This window comes from Acinetobacter towneri DSM 14962 = CIP 107472 (genome assembly GCF_000368785.1).
In the GTDB taxonomy this organism is placed as follows: Bacteria; Pseudomonadota; Gammaproteobacteria; order Pseudomonadales; family Moraxellaceae; genus Acinetobacter; species Acinetobacter towneri.
In genome coordinates this window covers 153,930-168,821 of the sequence record NZ_KB849689.1, presented here as the reverse complement: position 1 = coordinate 168,821, position 14,892 = coordinate 153,930, and the positions used below count along the sequence as shown (strand labels likewise).

At 41.7% G+C, this 14,892-nt stretch carries 14 protein-coding genes; 5 read left to right on the top strand and 9 right to left on the bottom strand.

From position 1 onward, the window contains the following. Nucleotides 1-16: 16 nt before the first annotated feature. Nucleotides 17-1,159 carry an acyl-CoA dehydrogenase family protein gene (locus F947_RS05140; RefSeq protein ID WP_004972974.1) on the bottom strand — a complete coding sequence of 381 codons (1,143 nt, stop codon included), beginning with the start codon at nucleotides 1,157-1,159 and terminating at the stop codon, nucleotides 17-19. A gap of 240 nt (nucleotides 1,160-1,399) precedes the next feature. Here F947_RS05140 and F947_RS05135 point away from each other — a divergent pair, with 240 nt between their 5' ends. After that, a complete protein-coding gene (locus F947_RS05135; RefSeq protein WP_004972972.1) occupies nucleotides 1,400-2,410 on the top strand; it encodes a glycosyl transferase family protein in 1,011 nt (336 codons plus the stop codon). A gap of 84 nt (nucleotides 2,411-2,494) precedes the next feature. On the opposite strand, the gene F947_RS05130 is transcribed toward F947_RS05135, so the two are convergent. Together F947_RS05130 and F947_RS05125 are read right to left on the bottom strand one after the other, a co-directional pair. Beyond that, nucleotides 2,495-2,764, bottom strand: a complete 270-nt coding sequence (locus F947_RS05130; RefSeq protein ID WP_004972971.1) for a YeaC family protein — start codon at nucleotides 2,762-2,764, stop codon at nucleotides 2,495-2,497. Continuing rightward, on the bottom strand, nucleotides 2,764-3,681 hold the full coding sequence (locus F947_RS05125; RefSeq protein WP_026438374.1) for an NAD(+) kinase: 918 nt from the start codon (nucleotides 3,679-3,681) through the stop codon (nucleotides 2,764-2,766). Before F947_RS05125 ends, F947_RS05130 begins: the two co-directional genes overlap by 1 nt. A gap of 179 nt (nucleotides 3,682-3,860) precedes the next feature. On the opposite strand from F947_RS05125, the gene mrcB reads away from it, so the two are divergent. Further along, nucleotides 3,861-6,254, top strand: coding sequence for a penicillin-binding protein 1B (mrcB, locus tag F947_RS05120; RefSeq protein ID WP_004972968.1), 2,394 nt, complete (start codon nucleotides 3,861-3,863; stop codon nucleotides 6,252-6,254). 72 nt (nucleotides 6,255-6,326) lie between these two features. After that, nucleotides 6,327-6,845: a hypothetical protein gene (locus F947_RS05115; protein WP_026438375.1), complete on the top strand. Its 519-nt coding sequence runs from the start codon at nucleotides 6,327-6,329 to the stop codon at nucleotides 6,843-6,845. A 74-nt stretch (nucleotides 6,846-6,919) separates the two neighbouring features. On the opposite strand, the gene F947_RS05110 is transcribed toward F947_RS05115, so the two are convergent. Next, a complete protein-coding gene (locus F947_RS05110) occupies nucleotides 6,920-7,819 on the bottom strand; it encodes a thiamine phosphate synthase (RefSeq protein WP_004972966.1) in 900 nt (299 codons plus the stop codon). A gap of 138 nt (nucleotides 7,820-7,957) precedes the next feature. Here F947_RS05110 and hemP point away from each other — a divergent pair, with 138 nt between their 5' ends. Beyond that, entirely contained in the window at nucleotides 7,958-8,128 is a 171-nt protein-coding gene (gene hemP / locus F947_RS05105) for a hemin uptake protein HemP (RefSeq protein WP_004972965.1), read from the top strand. Nucleotides 8,129-8,239: 111 nt separating this feature from the next. Here hemP and F947_RS05100 read toward each other — a convergent pair whose 3' ends face one another. The 4 genes from F947_RS05100 to F947_RS05085 all read right to left on the bottom strand — a co-directional run bounded on the left by F947_RS05100 (nucleotide 8,240) and on the right by F947_RS05085 (nucleotide 12,638). Then, the gene (locus tag F947_RS05100; RefSeq protein WP_004972962.1) at nucleotides 8,240-9,589 is read right to left on the bottom strand and encodes a sensor histidine kinase; all 1,350 of its coding nucleotides are present in this window, start codon (nucleotides 9,587-9,589) and stop codon (nucleotides 8,240-8,242) included. 17 nt (nucleotides 9,590-9,606) lie between these two features. Next, the gene (locus F947_RS05095; protein WP_004972960.1) at nucleotides 9,607-10,269 is read right to left on the bottom strand and encodes a response regulator transcription factor; all 663 of its coding nucleotides are present in this window, start codon (nucleotides 10,267-10,269) and stop codon (nucleotides 9,607-9,609) included. 143 nt (nucleotides 10,270-10,412) lie between these two features. Further along, entirely contained in the window at nucleotides 10,413-10,769 is a 357-nt protein-coding gene (locus F947_RS05090) for a NirD/YgiW/YdeI family stress tolerance protein (RefSeq protein ID WP_004972958.1), read from the bottom strand. 111 nt (nucleotides 10,770-10,880) lie between these two features. Continuing rightward, nucleotides 10,881-12,638 carry a type IV pilus assembly ATPase TfpB gene (locus F947_RS05085; protein WP_004972956.1) on the bottom strand — a complete coding sequence of 586 codons (1,758 nt, stop codon included), beginning with the start codon at nucleotides 12,636-12,638 and terminating at the stop codon, nucleotides 10,881-10,883. 248 nt (nucleotides 12,639-12,886) lie between these two features. Here F947_RS05085 and F947_RS05080 point away from each other — a divergent pair, with 248 nt between their 5' ends. Next, nucleotides 12,887-14,089 carry an MgtC/SapB family protein gene (locus F947_RS05080; RefSeq protein ID WP_042068664.1) on the top strand — a complete coding sequence of 401 codons (1,203 nt, stop codon included), beginning with the start codon at nucleotides 12,887-12,889 and terminating at the stop codon, nucleotides 14,087-14,089. On the opposite strand, the gene tsaA is transcribed toward F947_RS05080, so the two are convergent. Beyond that, nucleotides 14,086-14,841, bottom strand: coding sequence for a tRNA (N6-threonylcarbamoyladenosine(37)-N6)-methyltransferase TrmO (tsaA, locus tag F947_RS05075; protein ID WP_035310989.1), 756 nt, complete (start codon nucleotides 14,839-14,841; stop codon nucleotides 14,086-14,088). The genes F947_RS05080 and tsaA overlap by 4 nt on opposite strands. Nucleotides 14,842-14,892 lie beyond the last annotated feature (51 nt).

Below are 14,892 nucleotides of genomic sequence, written 5' to 3'. Positions count from 1 at the left end.
GTTTTAAGGCATTGATTTAACGCCCCAATAAACCACGCGCGACAATTTCTTTCATAATTTCATTGGTTCCACCGTAAATCCGCTGGATTCGTGCATCGACAAAGAAACGAGAAATTGGATATTCCGTCATATAGCCATAGCCACCAAACAGTTGCAGCAATTGATCGGCAATTTTCATTTGCATATCTGTCGCAAAGCTTTTTAAAGCGGCTGCAGTTTCGACGTCCAGTTTGCCCTGCATATACAATTCGACGTTTTGATTATAAAAAGCAGCGGTTGCCAATTCATCAATTTTAGCCTGTGCCAAAACAAAACGGGTATTCTGGAACTGACCAATGGCTTGTCCAAACGCCTGACGCTCTTGCACATATTGTGTGGTCACATCAATTGAACCTCGAATAGCACCCAATGCAGTAGCTGCAATCGCAGTACGTTCACGTGGCAATTCTTGCATTAAATAGGCAAAACCATGCCCTGCCTGTCCTAACAATTGATTTTTCGGCACTTTGACATTGTCAAAGAATAGCTCTGACGTGTCTTGTGAATGCAAACCAATTTTTTCCAAATTGGTGCCTTTTTTAAAGCCTTCTAAATGAGTATCGACCAACATGAGCGACACGCCTTTGGCACGTGCTTGCGGATCTGTTTTTACTGCCAAAACCACTAAGTCTGCATGCTGACCGTTAGAAATAAAGGTTTTAGAACCATTCAGTACATAATGATCATCTTGCAAAATGGCGTTGGTACGCATGGCTTGTAAGTCTGAACCCGCACCTGGCTCGGTCATGCCAATTGCACCAACCACTTCACCCGACACCATTTTAGGCAGCCAGTATTGTTTTTGTTCTTCTGTACCAATATGCAAAATGTACGGCGCAGCGATTTCAGAGTGACAGGAAATACCTGTAGAAAGTGCGCTATAACCTGCACGTGCCGATTCTTCGACCAACATTAGGGAATAATGCGTTGGAACACCATAGCCGCCATATTCTTCAGGCACATCAATACATAAAAAGCCATTTTCACCTAACAGATTCCACACGCTGCGCGGCATGATGCCCTCACGTTCCCACGCAGCATAATGCGGTGCAATATGCTCATGCATAAAACGTCGGAAGTTATCTCTAAATAATTCTAAATCAGCATCATAAGCCAGCATATCCAATCCTTTATTTTTCAATTGTTGTTTTCAATAGTATCCATGCTATGCATTTTTATACAGGCTGTCATGTGTTATCCCTACAGATTGTCTTACTTTACAGTCAAACTTTAGTCGTCATTTCAGATATGCAATGAAACTTGTGGCAGCTCGTACAAGCTGAAGCTGTGAATAGTGCTGCAAACTGTTGCCGAAGTTTATACACTAGTATACTAACTAAAGATGTGTGTGAACTCGCTTATGCCAAATACAAACCCCAATAAAAGAAATATTTATAAAGATGCAGAACATCCATTCGCACAATTTATTCGAATTATTGGCAAAGGCAAAACAGGCGCACGTTCACTGACCTATGATGAAGCCTATCAAGCTTTTTCGATGATTTTGCGCAATGAAGTGTTGGATGTGCAATTGGGTGCTTTTTTAATGTTGCTGCGTGTGAAGGAAGAATCTGTAGAGGAGTTGGCAGGTTTTGTACAAGCTACCCGTGATCAACTGCAATTTAAACCGCTTCAGGTCGATTTAGACTGGTCATCTTATGCAGGTAAACGCAGACATTATCCGTGGTTTTTATTGGCAGCGCTGACTTTAGCAAAACATAACTATAAAGTGGTGATGCATGGTGCTTCTGGGCATACCATCAACCGTTTATATACCGAACAAGCACTGCAATATTTAGATTATCCAATTTGCCAAAATGACCTAGACGTTGAACAGCAATTGGCACAGCGTAATTTTGCTTATTTACCATTGGATGTTATTTCACCGATTTTGAGTGAGTTGATTAATTTACGCAATGTGATGGGTTTACGTTCACCCATTCATACCCTTGCCCGTTTAATCAACCCTTTTAATGCCAAAGCCACTATGCAGGCGATTTTTCACCCTGCCTATCGCAGTTCGCATCAACAAGCCGCATTTCAGTTGGGTTATCAAAACAGTGCAGTAATTAAAGGCGAAGGCGGTGAATTTGAGCGCAACCCTGATGCCAAGACATTAATTTGTGGCATCAAAAATGGCGCTTTATATGAACACGAACTGCCTAAACTGACCGATAACCGTAGCCCTGTAGAAGAAGAATTGGATTTGGCAGTATTTAAAGCCGTCTGGCTAGGTCAGCAAACTCATGAGTATGGTGAAGTCGCCATTACTGAAACCATGGGTATTGCTTTATATACCATGGGTGTTTGTGATGATTATGCGGCAGCAATGCAAAATGCACAGCAGCTTTGGCAAAATCGTCACAACTAAAACGTCATTGAAGATACAAAAAAAGACACCCATCTCAGGTGTCTTTTTCATCTTTCAATTTTCATGAAAGCAGTTTTGCATCATTTAAACAAAACGAATCGGTTTAAATTCTTCATGCTTGTGATGATCGTCATCACACTGCTCGCCTTCTTCTTTAGTGCCACGGTCAATATAGCCACTACGCTCAGTTTCAGGCAGGTTTTTCATTTCCCACGCATACACTGCTTGCATACAAATTTGACGTTGCTCTTGGGTCAGCGCAACACCGTTTGGCCACTTGCCAATTTCAATTGCCGTTTTTAAACGTCCAACAATTTCAGGATCGAGTACGGCAAGCATTTGTTCAATATTCATCATTCATCCTGCTGTTGCATTGATTCAAAATCTTGATTCCACCCTAATTTGGTACGACATGCCATATAGAAGTCATAACCTGGTGGATGTAATAAATTTAATTTATAAGGATGTTTGCGGATATGCAAACTATCTCCGACATTTAATGAAACACTATGTTGACCATCGGCACTGACCATTGGCAATACACGGTTTTCACGAATATTGATTTTAATTTCGCTGTGTCCACCCACCACAATTGGGCGTGAAGACAAGGTATGTGGATGCATAGGCACCAATGCAATTGCATCCATGCTCGGATGTACAATTGGGCCACCACCCGACAAAGCATAAGCCGTTGAACCTGTTGGGGTCGAAACGATTAAACCATCACTGTGCTGACGATAGACATATTGCCCATCAATATTCAGTTCAAAGTCAATCATGTGAACCGACTTACCCGAATGTAGCACCACATCATTTAAGGCAATCGCTTCATAAATGATTTCACCTTTAGAGCGCACTTCCATTTCCAATAAAAAACGACGGTCTGACTGAAAATGTCCTTGCAAAACCTGATCGAGTTTAAAGATTACTTCTGTCGGTTTAATATCGGTTAAAAAGCCTAAACGCCCACGGTTCACACCAATTACAGGGGTATTGTATTTAACCAAAGCGCGCGCTGCGTGCAGCAATGAACCATCCCCCCCCACCACAATCACCAAATCGACCACTTCGCCTAATAAAGCACGGCTAACTGTTTGGGTATTGTTATAAGGTACAAGTTGAGCAGTGTCAGAATCAAAAACGGGATGCAAACCCAATCCTAAAATATGGTCGTGAATCAGACATAATGTTTCTACAACAGAATATTTGCCTGGACGACCAATCAGTCCAATGTTCCGAAAGTTCTTATGTGAAATTTGCACCTGCGATATCGCTCCGCTACGATTCGACGCCTATCATAGCACTAACCTAGTTGATTTAAAAAAACTTTAAAACTACATTTCTGCTCAATTTTATGACGATATTTTCCCTTCAGTCACAGATTAATTATTGCAAATTCAGTAAAAGCTTCGCATGATTAGCAAAATTTATCAGGATCTTATCGCGATTTATGAAGTCTGAGCGTGGCATAGGCATAATTGCATTACTATTTTGCATCATCGTTATTGGTGGATTTATTGCATTTAGTATCTACTTGATTCGTCTGGATAATATTGTCAGAGACAAATTTGAAGGACAGCGTTGGGATATTCCAGCCAAGGTTTTTGCACGCCCGTTAGAAGTGTATAGCAATGCACCTGTCAGCCAGACCGACTTTACTCAAGAACTGAAACTGCTTGGCTATAAAAATACAGATAATTATGCTAAATCAGGCAGTTATGTCAGCGATGGTAATACTTTATTTGTGCATACCCGTGGTTTTGACTTTGGAGACAGTGTCGAACCTGAACAGGTTTTAAAAGTCAGTTTTGCCAATAATCAAATTAGTGAAGTGAGCGCCACCAAACCATCTAATACAGGTATTGCACGTTTAGAACCGATGTTGATTGGCGGAATTTATCCACAGCACAATGAAGATCGTGTGCTGATTAAACTGAATAAAGTACCTAAACCGCTAATTGAAGCCCTTATTGCCACTGAAGATCGTAATTTCTATCAACATCACGGCGTTTCAATTCGTGGTACTGCACGTGCTATTGTCAGCAACGTCACTGGTGGCAAACGTCAGGGTGGTTCTACCCTTACGCAGCAATTGGTGAAAAACTTTTATTTAAGCCCAGAACGCACCTTAAAACGTAAGGCCAATGAAGCACTCATGGCCATGCTGATTGAACTACATTACAGCAAAGATGAAATCTTAGAAGCCTATTTAAATGAGGTGAATTTAGGTCAAAACGGTAACTATTCTATTAATGGTTATGGTCTAGCTTCACAGTTTTATTTTGGTATGCCGTTGCGTGAGCTAAACATTTCACAACAAGCCTTTTTGGTCGGTTTGGTACAAGGTCCATCATTATATAATCCTTGGCGCAACCCTGAAGCTGCCAAAAAACGTCGTGACATTGTACTAAACAATATGTTGGTGATGGGTTATTTAAACCAAGAACAATATGAAAAAGAAACTGCGCGCCCCTTAAATGTCATTACAAAACCGACCATTGGCCCTGCCCGTTTCCCTGACTTTTTAGATATTGTCCGCCGTCAATTACGTACTGAATATCAAGAAGGAGATTTGACCAATCAGGGTTTGCGTATCTTCACGACGCTTGATCCGATTGCACAAACCAACGTACAAAATGCTTTTAAAGCATCGGTTGAGCGTTTAAGCAAAGCCAATCCAAAGCGTTTAAAAGAATTACAAGGCGCGGTGCTAATTTCTCATCCTGAAAATGGCGAGTTAGTGGCAGCGGTAGGTTCTACGCAAGATTTTACGGGTTTTAACCGTGCCTTGGATGCCAAACGTCAAGTTGGCTCACTGCTCAAACCAATTATTTATTTAAGTGCGATTGAGTCTGGTCGATATAACTGGGCAAGTCCTGTAGAAGACAGCCAAATCAGCATCCCAATTGATGGTAAATCTTGGACACCACGTAATTATAGCGGCAGCGATCATGGGATTGTGTCTATGTCACAAGCCCTATCTCAGTCTTATAACCTATCTGCAGTTCGTTTGGGACAGGAGTTTGGATTATCTACCTTCCGTAATCACCTCATTAAATTTGGTGTACCAAGTGATGCGGTTCCGCAATATCCATCTATTTTCTTGGGTGCGGTAGATTTATCACCAATGCAAGTGATGGACATTTACGGTAACTTTGCCACTGGTGGTTTTAAATATCCGACCAAAGCGATTCGCACCGTAGTCGATGCCAATGGACGTTTACTGGATCGTTATGGTTTAACCGTACAACAAACCATTGATCCTTCTGCCGCCTATATTTTGAATTATGGCTTACAGCAAGTGATGAGTTCTGGTACAGGTCGTTCAGCTTACAATAGCTTATCGACAGATTTAAAATTGGCAGGCAAATCAGGTACAACCAATGATACTCGTGATTCATGGTTTGCGGGCTATTCAGGCAATTATTTAGCCGTTGTATGGCTTGGTTTGGATGATAACAAAGTCACAGGCTTAACAGGCTCGTCTGGTGCTTTGCCTGTCTGGAGTAATGTGATGCAGCAATTGCGTCAAAAACCTGTCAACTTACGTCAGACCGAACAAATTCAATGGCATTGGATTGACCGCAGTTCTGGGCATTTATCTGCACAAGGCTGTGAAGGTGCGATGTATATTCCAGTGAATCGTAATAATGTACCACGTCAGGCAACCGCATGTGGTTTTTCACACTATCAAGTTGAACCCGTTTACCAACCCGATACTGAAACTCAACAAGCAGCTCCTGAAACCAGTGACAGTATCGAAAATTATATCCGTGAAACTGAACCTGTATCAGATGACAATACCGATGGTCGTGTCATCTCAAGCGGCAGTTATATCAATTAAACTTGAGGATATCGATTGGTTACGCTTATGAAATTATCACGTTTAAGACAAGTTTTTTTCACCACATTCGCTATGGGTGCGATGGCAACGATTGTAGCTTGCCAGAGTTTACCTGAACCGCCTGCTCCTCAGCCTGTGCCTGAAAAACCTAAAACTGTGACGACACCAGAAGGTGTGGTGATTCGTCCTTATGAACGTGAAGAAATTAAGCGTCAATCGTTGCAAGTGGTGGTGCCACAACAAACCGTGCAACAAAAATTAGAGGATGGTCGTAGTTTGCCTGCTTTTCAAAAGTTGATGCAGCAAACCCAGACCGCTTATAAACAAGGTCAATTCAATCAGGCCGAAACAGCAGCTTTGCAAGCGCAGCGACTTGCCCCGCAAGCGGCTGAAACCTATTTATATTTGGCTTTAACTGCCAACCAAAAAAAGCAACCTGCCAATGCAGAAGCCTTGGCACGTCGTGGTTTAAGCTATGCACAAAGCGATGCCATGAAACGTCAATTGTGGTTAGTCATTCAAAAAGCAGCACAGCAACAAAATAATGCCAAAAGCCTTGCGCAAGCCCAACAAGCTTTGAAGGATTTGTAAGGACGATGATTTAATAAACTAAAAATCGCTGAGTGTAATTACATCAGCGATTTTTTATTTGTCAAACCAGAAATTCAAATAAAACGTACGCCTGCAATGCCATAGGCATGATGCTGCTCTGCCGTAGCAAAATCATCCTGAGTTAAGCCACCCAAAGCAAAAACAGGAATATCGACAAACTCAGCAATCTGTTGGAATTTTTCCCATCCTAAAGGTGTGGCATCATGATGCGTAGTAGTTGCTAAAACAGGGCTGAGCAAAATTGCTTCACAGCCAATTTGCTGTGCATGTTGTGCCGAAACAATGTCATGACATGCTGCAATATAACGCTGCCCGACTTTTAAATCGCCCTTTTGGAATTGCATTAGTTGCGATTGTTTCAAATGAATTGCTGCAATGGCGTGTTGCTGAATCGTATTTAATTGCTTCCACAATTCCAAATTGATAATCACTTGCCCCAGTTGCTCAATGCAATATTCTGACAATTCAACCTTGCAGGCAGCATTGGGCTCAACCCGCCAATACAGCAGTTTTTGCTTAGGCAAATTTGCTAAATGTTTTAAATCTTCACTGACTTTAATAGCCTGTTGCCACGCCAGTCGTTGCACAATTGCACGATTGGCTTGCGGAAAATTCAGCTCTAAAAGTTGCGGACGGCTAAACCATGTCCAAGGCACTTGAATATCTTTTAATAAAGCCGCAGGTACAGCAGTCTGAAAAATATGCAGATTGACAATCACATCATCATATTCATGGCAAATAATATCAAAGGCATGCCAATGCTGTATGCCAATACCAACTTCTTCAAACACCTCACGGCGGCAGGCATCTACAGGAGTTTCGCCTGCTTCCACTTTTCCACCAGGAAACTCGTGTTTATTGCCCTGATGTTGTTTGGCTTCGCGCCAACCCACTAACACTTTGTTTTGATGAAATAACAGCGCAATTGCCACATGAATATTTGGCTTGGACATGAACCCGTTTCCTTTTCTGCAATGTACGTTTAACTGCAAATTGTAGACTTTTATAAAATCAAAAATAATCCGTTGACAGGCTTATATGATAATGATTATCATTTAAAACAATTCTTACACACCACGGAGTAACTCAAAATGAACGCCCCATTTAATTTATTTTCACGTCATTCAGACACTCAGCATGCCCTACCTATGTTACATTCAAATAACTTGTTTGCGCTAGGACGCGAAATTCGTATTTTGCATGCAGGCGAAGAATATCGTTTACGCTTAACCCGTAACAATCGTCTTATTCTCACAAAATAATTAAAATAATCAACACAATAATAAACGTGGAAACAGCAGTATGAATCAGCGCATACTGCTTTTAAGTTCTGACTTGTCTAATTTTAACTTGCTTCCTAAAACCAATCATATTTACAACTGGGCTTTAGGCAACAAAATACGCACTTTTAAACCACCTTGTTCAGCACGTGAAAATTCAATTTTTCCTGCATGCAACTCTATAATTTTCTTACAAATCGACAGTCCTAAACCAGAACCTTGAGTTTTACTGCCTAAAGCACGGTAAAAGCGTTCGCCCAAACGTGCCAAAACGTCATCAGTCACTGCATGACCATTGTCGGCGATGCAAATTTCCTGCATCAATTCATGCGGTTTCGCTTCAATCCAAATACGTCCTTGAGGTGCTGCATAACGCACTGCGTTGTCAATCAAGTTGCGCAGGCAGCTAAATAGCAATTCAGGATTGCCTTGCACTTGTATCGGTTGAATATCTGACTGAATCTGAATGGCTTTTTCCTGAATAAACGGCGTCAGACTTTGTAAAACTTCCTGCACCAAGTCTGCTATAGATACCGCACTTTTATTTAACGATGCCGCATCTGTCGGGTCTAAACGTGCCAATAACAGCAAATTTTCCAATACTTGTGTACCACGACTGACATCACGCTGAATTTGCTCTAAATCTTGTGCCAACTCAGGTTGTTGTTGGTATTTACGTTTTAGCACCTGCAAACGCAATTGAATGGCAGATAAAGGAGAGCGTAATTCATGCGAAGCATCTGCTGTAAATCGCTGTTCTGCAATTAAAGACTGCTCTACTCGCCCCAACAATTTATTCAATTGCTGCAGCATGGGTTGCAGTTCTTTCAATTCAGGTTGTGTGGGGATAATTGGCGTCAAATCATGTTGATTTTTTTCTGCAATTTGTTGGGAGAGTTGCTGAATCCGCTTAAATTGACGACCAATCATAAAATGCACAATGGCCCATTGCAGCAACCACAACAGCAATAAAATAGCGGCATAACCTAAACTGGTTGCAGCAATTTCCTTGAAGCGATATTTAAGCGGCTGCGCGACAATCACATGCAAGCCATCTTCCTCTGCCACATAGCTGCGCCAAATTTGTCCATCTTGCCAGTGAAATGAAAAACCATGCTCAGATACCACGGCAAGCTGAGACAAGTGAAGCTGAGAAATGTCATGTTCATCTTCAGAGGTAGTCAAAATCAGATCATCTAATCCCAATTGATAGGCAATATGAAATTGCTCACTCAACTCATCGACCTGATTGCCTGCATGGTCACGCAAGTCTGCTCGCAGCAACATATCGGCTATTTCATCCATAATATCATCATGCACGCGCATGGTCTGATAACTGGCAACCGCCAATAATAAAATCAGGGCGAGTCCACCCGCCAAGACCGAACTTAAAACGGAGCTTTTAACCAGTTTGGACTGTAAAGAAATGACCTGTTTAGACATGCGGAGATCAAACTGAATTAGTTATCTTGCTGCATACGATAGCCTAAACCTCGGATGGTTTTAATGCGGCTACTGCCAATTTTTTTGCGTAATTGATAAATAAATACTTCAATCGCATTACTTTCAATTTCATCGCCCCATGCATATAAAGACTCTTCGAGCTGTTCACGAGTCACCACATGCTGCGGGTTTTGCATCAGTTTATGTAAAATCTGGAATTCCTTGGCCGTTAAATTGACCTGTTGATCATCCACTTTCACTTGTTTGCTTTGCGTATCTAAAACCAAGTTGGCAAATTCAAGCTGCTGTGTCGGATGACTTTGCGCACTGCGTAACTGACTGCGTACCCGCGCCGATAGTTCTTCAAGGCTAAACGGTTTGACCAAATAATCATTGGCACCTAAATCAAGTCCCTGTACCCGATCTTGAATACTATCGCGCGCAGTAATAAAAATAACAGGTGTGTCCTGTTGCTGCTGTCGTAAAGCGTGCAGAATTTCATCACCGCTATTTTTAGGCAACCCACGGTCTAACAACACACAATCATAATGATGCTGCTGAATCGCTAAAATGGCATGATCACCACGTTCAACCCAATCGACATTATAACCATCCATTTCCAGCCAAGTTTTTATACTTTCTGCTTGTGATACATCGTCTTCAGCCAAGAGTAAGCGCATATCTTCCTCTGTTATTTATGCTTCAAAATTTTATGATTTCAAAATACTTTACATGATAAAACCACATACACCTTACAGCGTATGTGGTTTTTGAGTGAAATCAGTTTTGTGTAGCAACTAATGCTGTTTTACACAGCGTAGATTTAGAAACGAACTTGATCCACATCTATTTCAATACGTTTTGTAGGCTTGTGATCAATATCCACTTCACCAATTAAGGTAACAGGCGTTTTGGCAGAAACTGCTTTGCCATTCCATAAGTCATCATCAATATCGACCGTAATAGTGCCTGTGTTATCACGGAACTGATATTTTTCATCACCAATAGATTTCACCACATAACCTTTTAACTGCACTTTGCTGTCATCTTTCAGGCTTAAAGCTTGTTTTACCGTTACATTTTGATGTAGTGCTTGGGTGTTAATGCTGTCGTTTGCCATGGTGATTGAAGCCATTGCAATTAAACCTGCCATCAACATTGCTTTCATTGTAAATTTCATTGCTTCACCTTTTTGTGTTGCTCATTTCGTTATGGTGATTAAAACAAAGCAAGATGAGCTGAATCTTAAGATTTCCATTTTTTAAAATTCATCGTAAAAAGTTTGAATCTGCTAATTTAATGGCACGACTCGCAACACTTCCTCTAAAGTGGTCATGCCTTCTAAAACTTTGCGTGCGCCCGCAATACGTAACGGTTCAATGCCCTCTTTTTTAGCTTGCTGACGTAATTCATTTAAATTGGCATTGGCGCTGATGAGCTGTTTGGTATCTAAACTTAACGGCATAAACTCATAAATTCCGACCCGACCTTTATAGCCCGTTTGACGGCATTCATCGCATCCAACAGGTTTAAACACTTGTGCAGGCATTTCCATAATGTAATCGAAGGTCAAATGTTCCCAATCTTTTTCATTTATTGAGCCTTCTTGCTTACAATGCGGACACAGTTTACGCACCAAACGCTGTGCCAAAACGCCTAAAATTGTGGCAGCAGTCAAAAATGGCTGCACGCCCAAATCATGCAAACGAGTCAAACTTGACGGCGCATCATTAGTATGCAGTGTCGATAAAACTAAATGCCCCGTCAGTGCCGCTTGAATCGCCATATTTGCGGTATCCTGATCTCGAATTTCTCCGACCATAATAATGTCAGGGTCTTGACGCATTAAGGCACGCACACCATCGGCAAAACCTAAATCAATGGCAGTATTCACCTGCATTTGGTTAAAACTCGGTTCTAACATTTCAATCGGGTCTTCAATGGTGCAGACATTGACTTCATCGGTAGCCAATTGCTTTAGCGATGAATACAGCGTGGTGGTTTTACCCGAACCTGTAGGGCCTGTAACCAAAATAATGCCGTGACTATGTGCAGTCAGGGCATGCCATTCATTCAACAAACGACTATCAAAACCCAATTGCTGAAAACTGCGTACCAATACTTCTGGGTCAAAAATACGCATCACCAGTTTTTCGCCAAACGCCGTTGGTAAGGTCGATAAACGCAGTTCAGTTTCTTGTCCTTTTGGAGTTCGGGTTTTTAAACGTCCATCTTGCGGTTTACGTTTTTCGGCTACATTCATACGCCCTAAAATTTTAATCCGTGAGATGACTGCGGTAAGCGTATTGGCAGGCATGTTATAGATGGTGTGCAACACGCCATCAATACGAAAACGTACTTTGCCTGTGTCTTTACGTGGTTCGAGGTGAATATCACTTGCGCCTTGTTCAAAGGCAAATTGCAGCACCCAATCCACCAACTTCACAATATGTTGATCATTGGCATCTGGGTTTTGGGTATCGCCCAATTGCAATAAAGCCTCGACCCCTTTATTTTCACGGTCATGTGCAGAAGATTTTTGTGATGAGTGTACTGCGCGACTCACTTGGTAATATTCAATCAAATAGCGCTGTAATTGATCTGGGCTGAGTAAAACTCGCTGAATTTTTTTGGGCAATAAACTATGTTCTAAGTTGGCAACCCATTCTTTTTTATAAGGTTGATCTGTCGCAATTAATACCGCATCTGCAGTCACTTCCACCGCTAAAATACGGTTACGCAGCGCAAATTCCTGCGACATCACAGCAGTTAAAGCGGCAACATCGGCTTTTAACGGATCAATAATATAGAATGGCAAGCCTGATTTATCAGCCAGCCATTGGCATAAACGGTTTAAAGTTAAAGTGGTTTGGGGATGACTTTGATCGACCAAATTAAAGTTGGCAATCCATTGTAGTGGATGCCATTTTAATTGATCACGTTGACGATGCGTGGTTTGTACCAAAGCCTGATCACGTTCGGTAATTTTGCCATCTTTGACTAATTGTTCTAAGCACCAAGTACTGTCTATTTCAAAATTAAAATTCATTGTTATATGCCCCAAAATCTGGGTTTACTATAGCAGAGTTTGCTTTCAGGGCTGAATGACTTCTTTAATACAGTAATCTTGTATGGTTCGATTAAGCCATAATTTTAGAGTGAAAATAGATTCATAAATGGCGATAAACACAATTCAAATATATGATGTTTAAAATAACACCTTGTATTTGGAATGTTGCTGTGGATTTTCTGACTCCTCCATCTTTGGTTACAACCAATTTTCCCGAACTGCTCACCATGTTTGCAGCAGCACTTGGCTGTGGCTTACTGATTGGATTAGAGCGTGAACGCAGTAAAAAAAATGGACAACATCACCGTTTTGCAGGCGTACGTACCTTTGGAATTTGCGCATTATTAGGTGCCATTTGCTTCTTATTGGGCACGAGCATTGCCATTGTGGGTGCGTTGATTGTTGGGGGAATTGGCTTATATTCCCTCAAAAATCAAACGGAAGATGACCCCGGCGCTACCACCGAACTTGCCTTCGTCATGACCTATTTTATTGGTGCATTGTGTTTATGGAATATTCCATTGGCAGCAGGTTTATCGGTTATTTTGACAGGTTTACTCATGACCAAGCACACCATGCATGGCATTGTCAGTCAGTGGATTACCGAAGCTGAACTACGTGATGGCTTGTTCTTACTGGCTTTGGTGTTAATTGCCTTGCCGCTGACACCCAATACCGCACTATGGGGCAATGTACTTAATCCTTATGTGATTTTAAAATTATTGATTTTAATTTTAAGTGTGCAGGCTTTAGCGCATATCGCCAAGCGTTTACTCTCAAGCAGCAATGCCCTCATGTTGTCTGCGATTGCTTCAGGTTTTGTATCAAGCACAGCAACCATTGCCAGTTTAGGCATGGAAGTACGCGCAGGTCGTGGTGAAGCACGTGCCAACGCAGGTGCAGCGCTGATGTCTTGCGTGGCGACTTTAGCGCAAATGTTGATTATTGTGGCGGGTGTCAATCTGGCGTGGTTTAAGCTGTTAATTATGCCCAGTCTGGCAGGCATTGGCATTTTAATTTTGGTCGGCGTATGCTTGCTTAAAAAGCATAAAAATACGACAACAGCAAAACCTGAAGCCGACACCCGTATGTTTAGCCTTAAAGAAGCCGCTATTATTGTGGCGACCTTAACCGCAATTCAAGCCATGGTCTACGGCTTAGAGCAAATGCTTGGCGACGCAGGCTTAATCATTGGTACCTTACTCGCCTCTTTATTTGAGGTGCATGCCGCCATTGCTACTGTGGTGATGCAAGGTCCACCCAGTCAGCAAATGTTGCTGTACGCCTTAATTTTAGGTCTTGTTGCTCATGCAATTTCTAAATGTATCAATGCCGCACTCATTGGCGGCTTACGTTTTGCACTTTATTTCGCACCTACCCAAATTTTGCACATGCTGGCGTTGGTGGCTATTTTATATATGATGGTTTAATCGACAGCGATTAAAACAATTTTTAGGATATGTACTGCGTGCTGATCAACACGGAAACTGACATCAAAATCTGCAAAATTCATGGTGTAAATTCGTTCAGCATCATCCTGATATGCAGGTCGTGGATCTAAAGACAAGACCTGTTCCAATTCCTGCACAATTTGTGGTTGCAATACGCCTGAGCCGAGTAACTGATTTTTTTGCGCTTCTGCTGTGTCCATCCATAGCACTGTTTTTCTTATGGGTTCATCTTGCGCATAACCACTTTGTGCATCAGGCACAGCATCTGAATATTGGATATAAGGTTTAATATCCAAAATAGGCGTGCCATGCAGTAAATCTGCCCCTGTCACATAAACTCGCAGTGACTTACCCACTTTTTTGACCTGTTTAAATTGCACCACAGACAAACCAATGGGTGCAGGTCGATACATGCTGCGCGTCGCAAACACACCTATTTTTTGATTACCACCCAAACGTGGCGGACGCACTTGTGCACGAAAACAGGGGTTTTGCTGTTTCTGTACGGTTGGATGAGCATCGGTTTGGTTTTTATTGTCGTGAAATTGCCAGATTAACCATAAGTGACTAAACGCTTCGATCCCTTCAAATGCCAACACATCGTTATAAGGCGCCTGCATTTCAATATACGATTCGACTTGTACCAGATTCGGTTGACGAGGAATACCAAATTTTTCTCGGTAGGGAGAGTGCATAAATCCGATTATTGGCATTTTTAGATCAGTCTTCATCACTTTTTCTGATAAGCTCAATTAAATATATTCAGTTTATAGAGAATGATT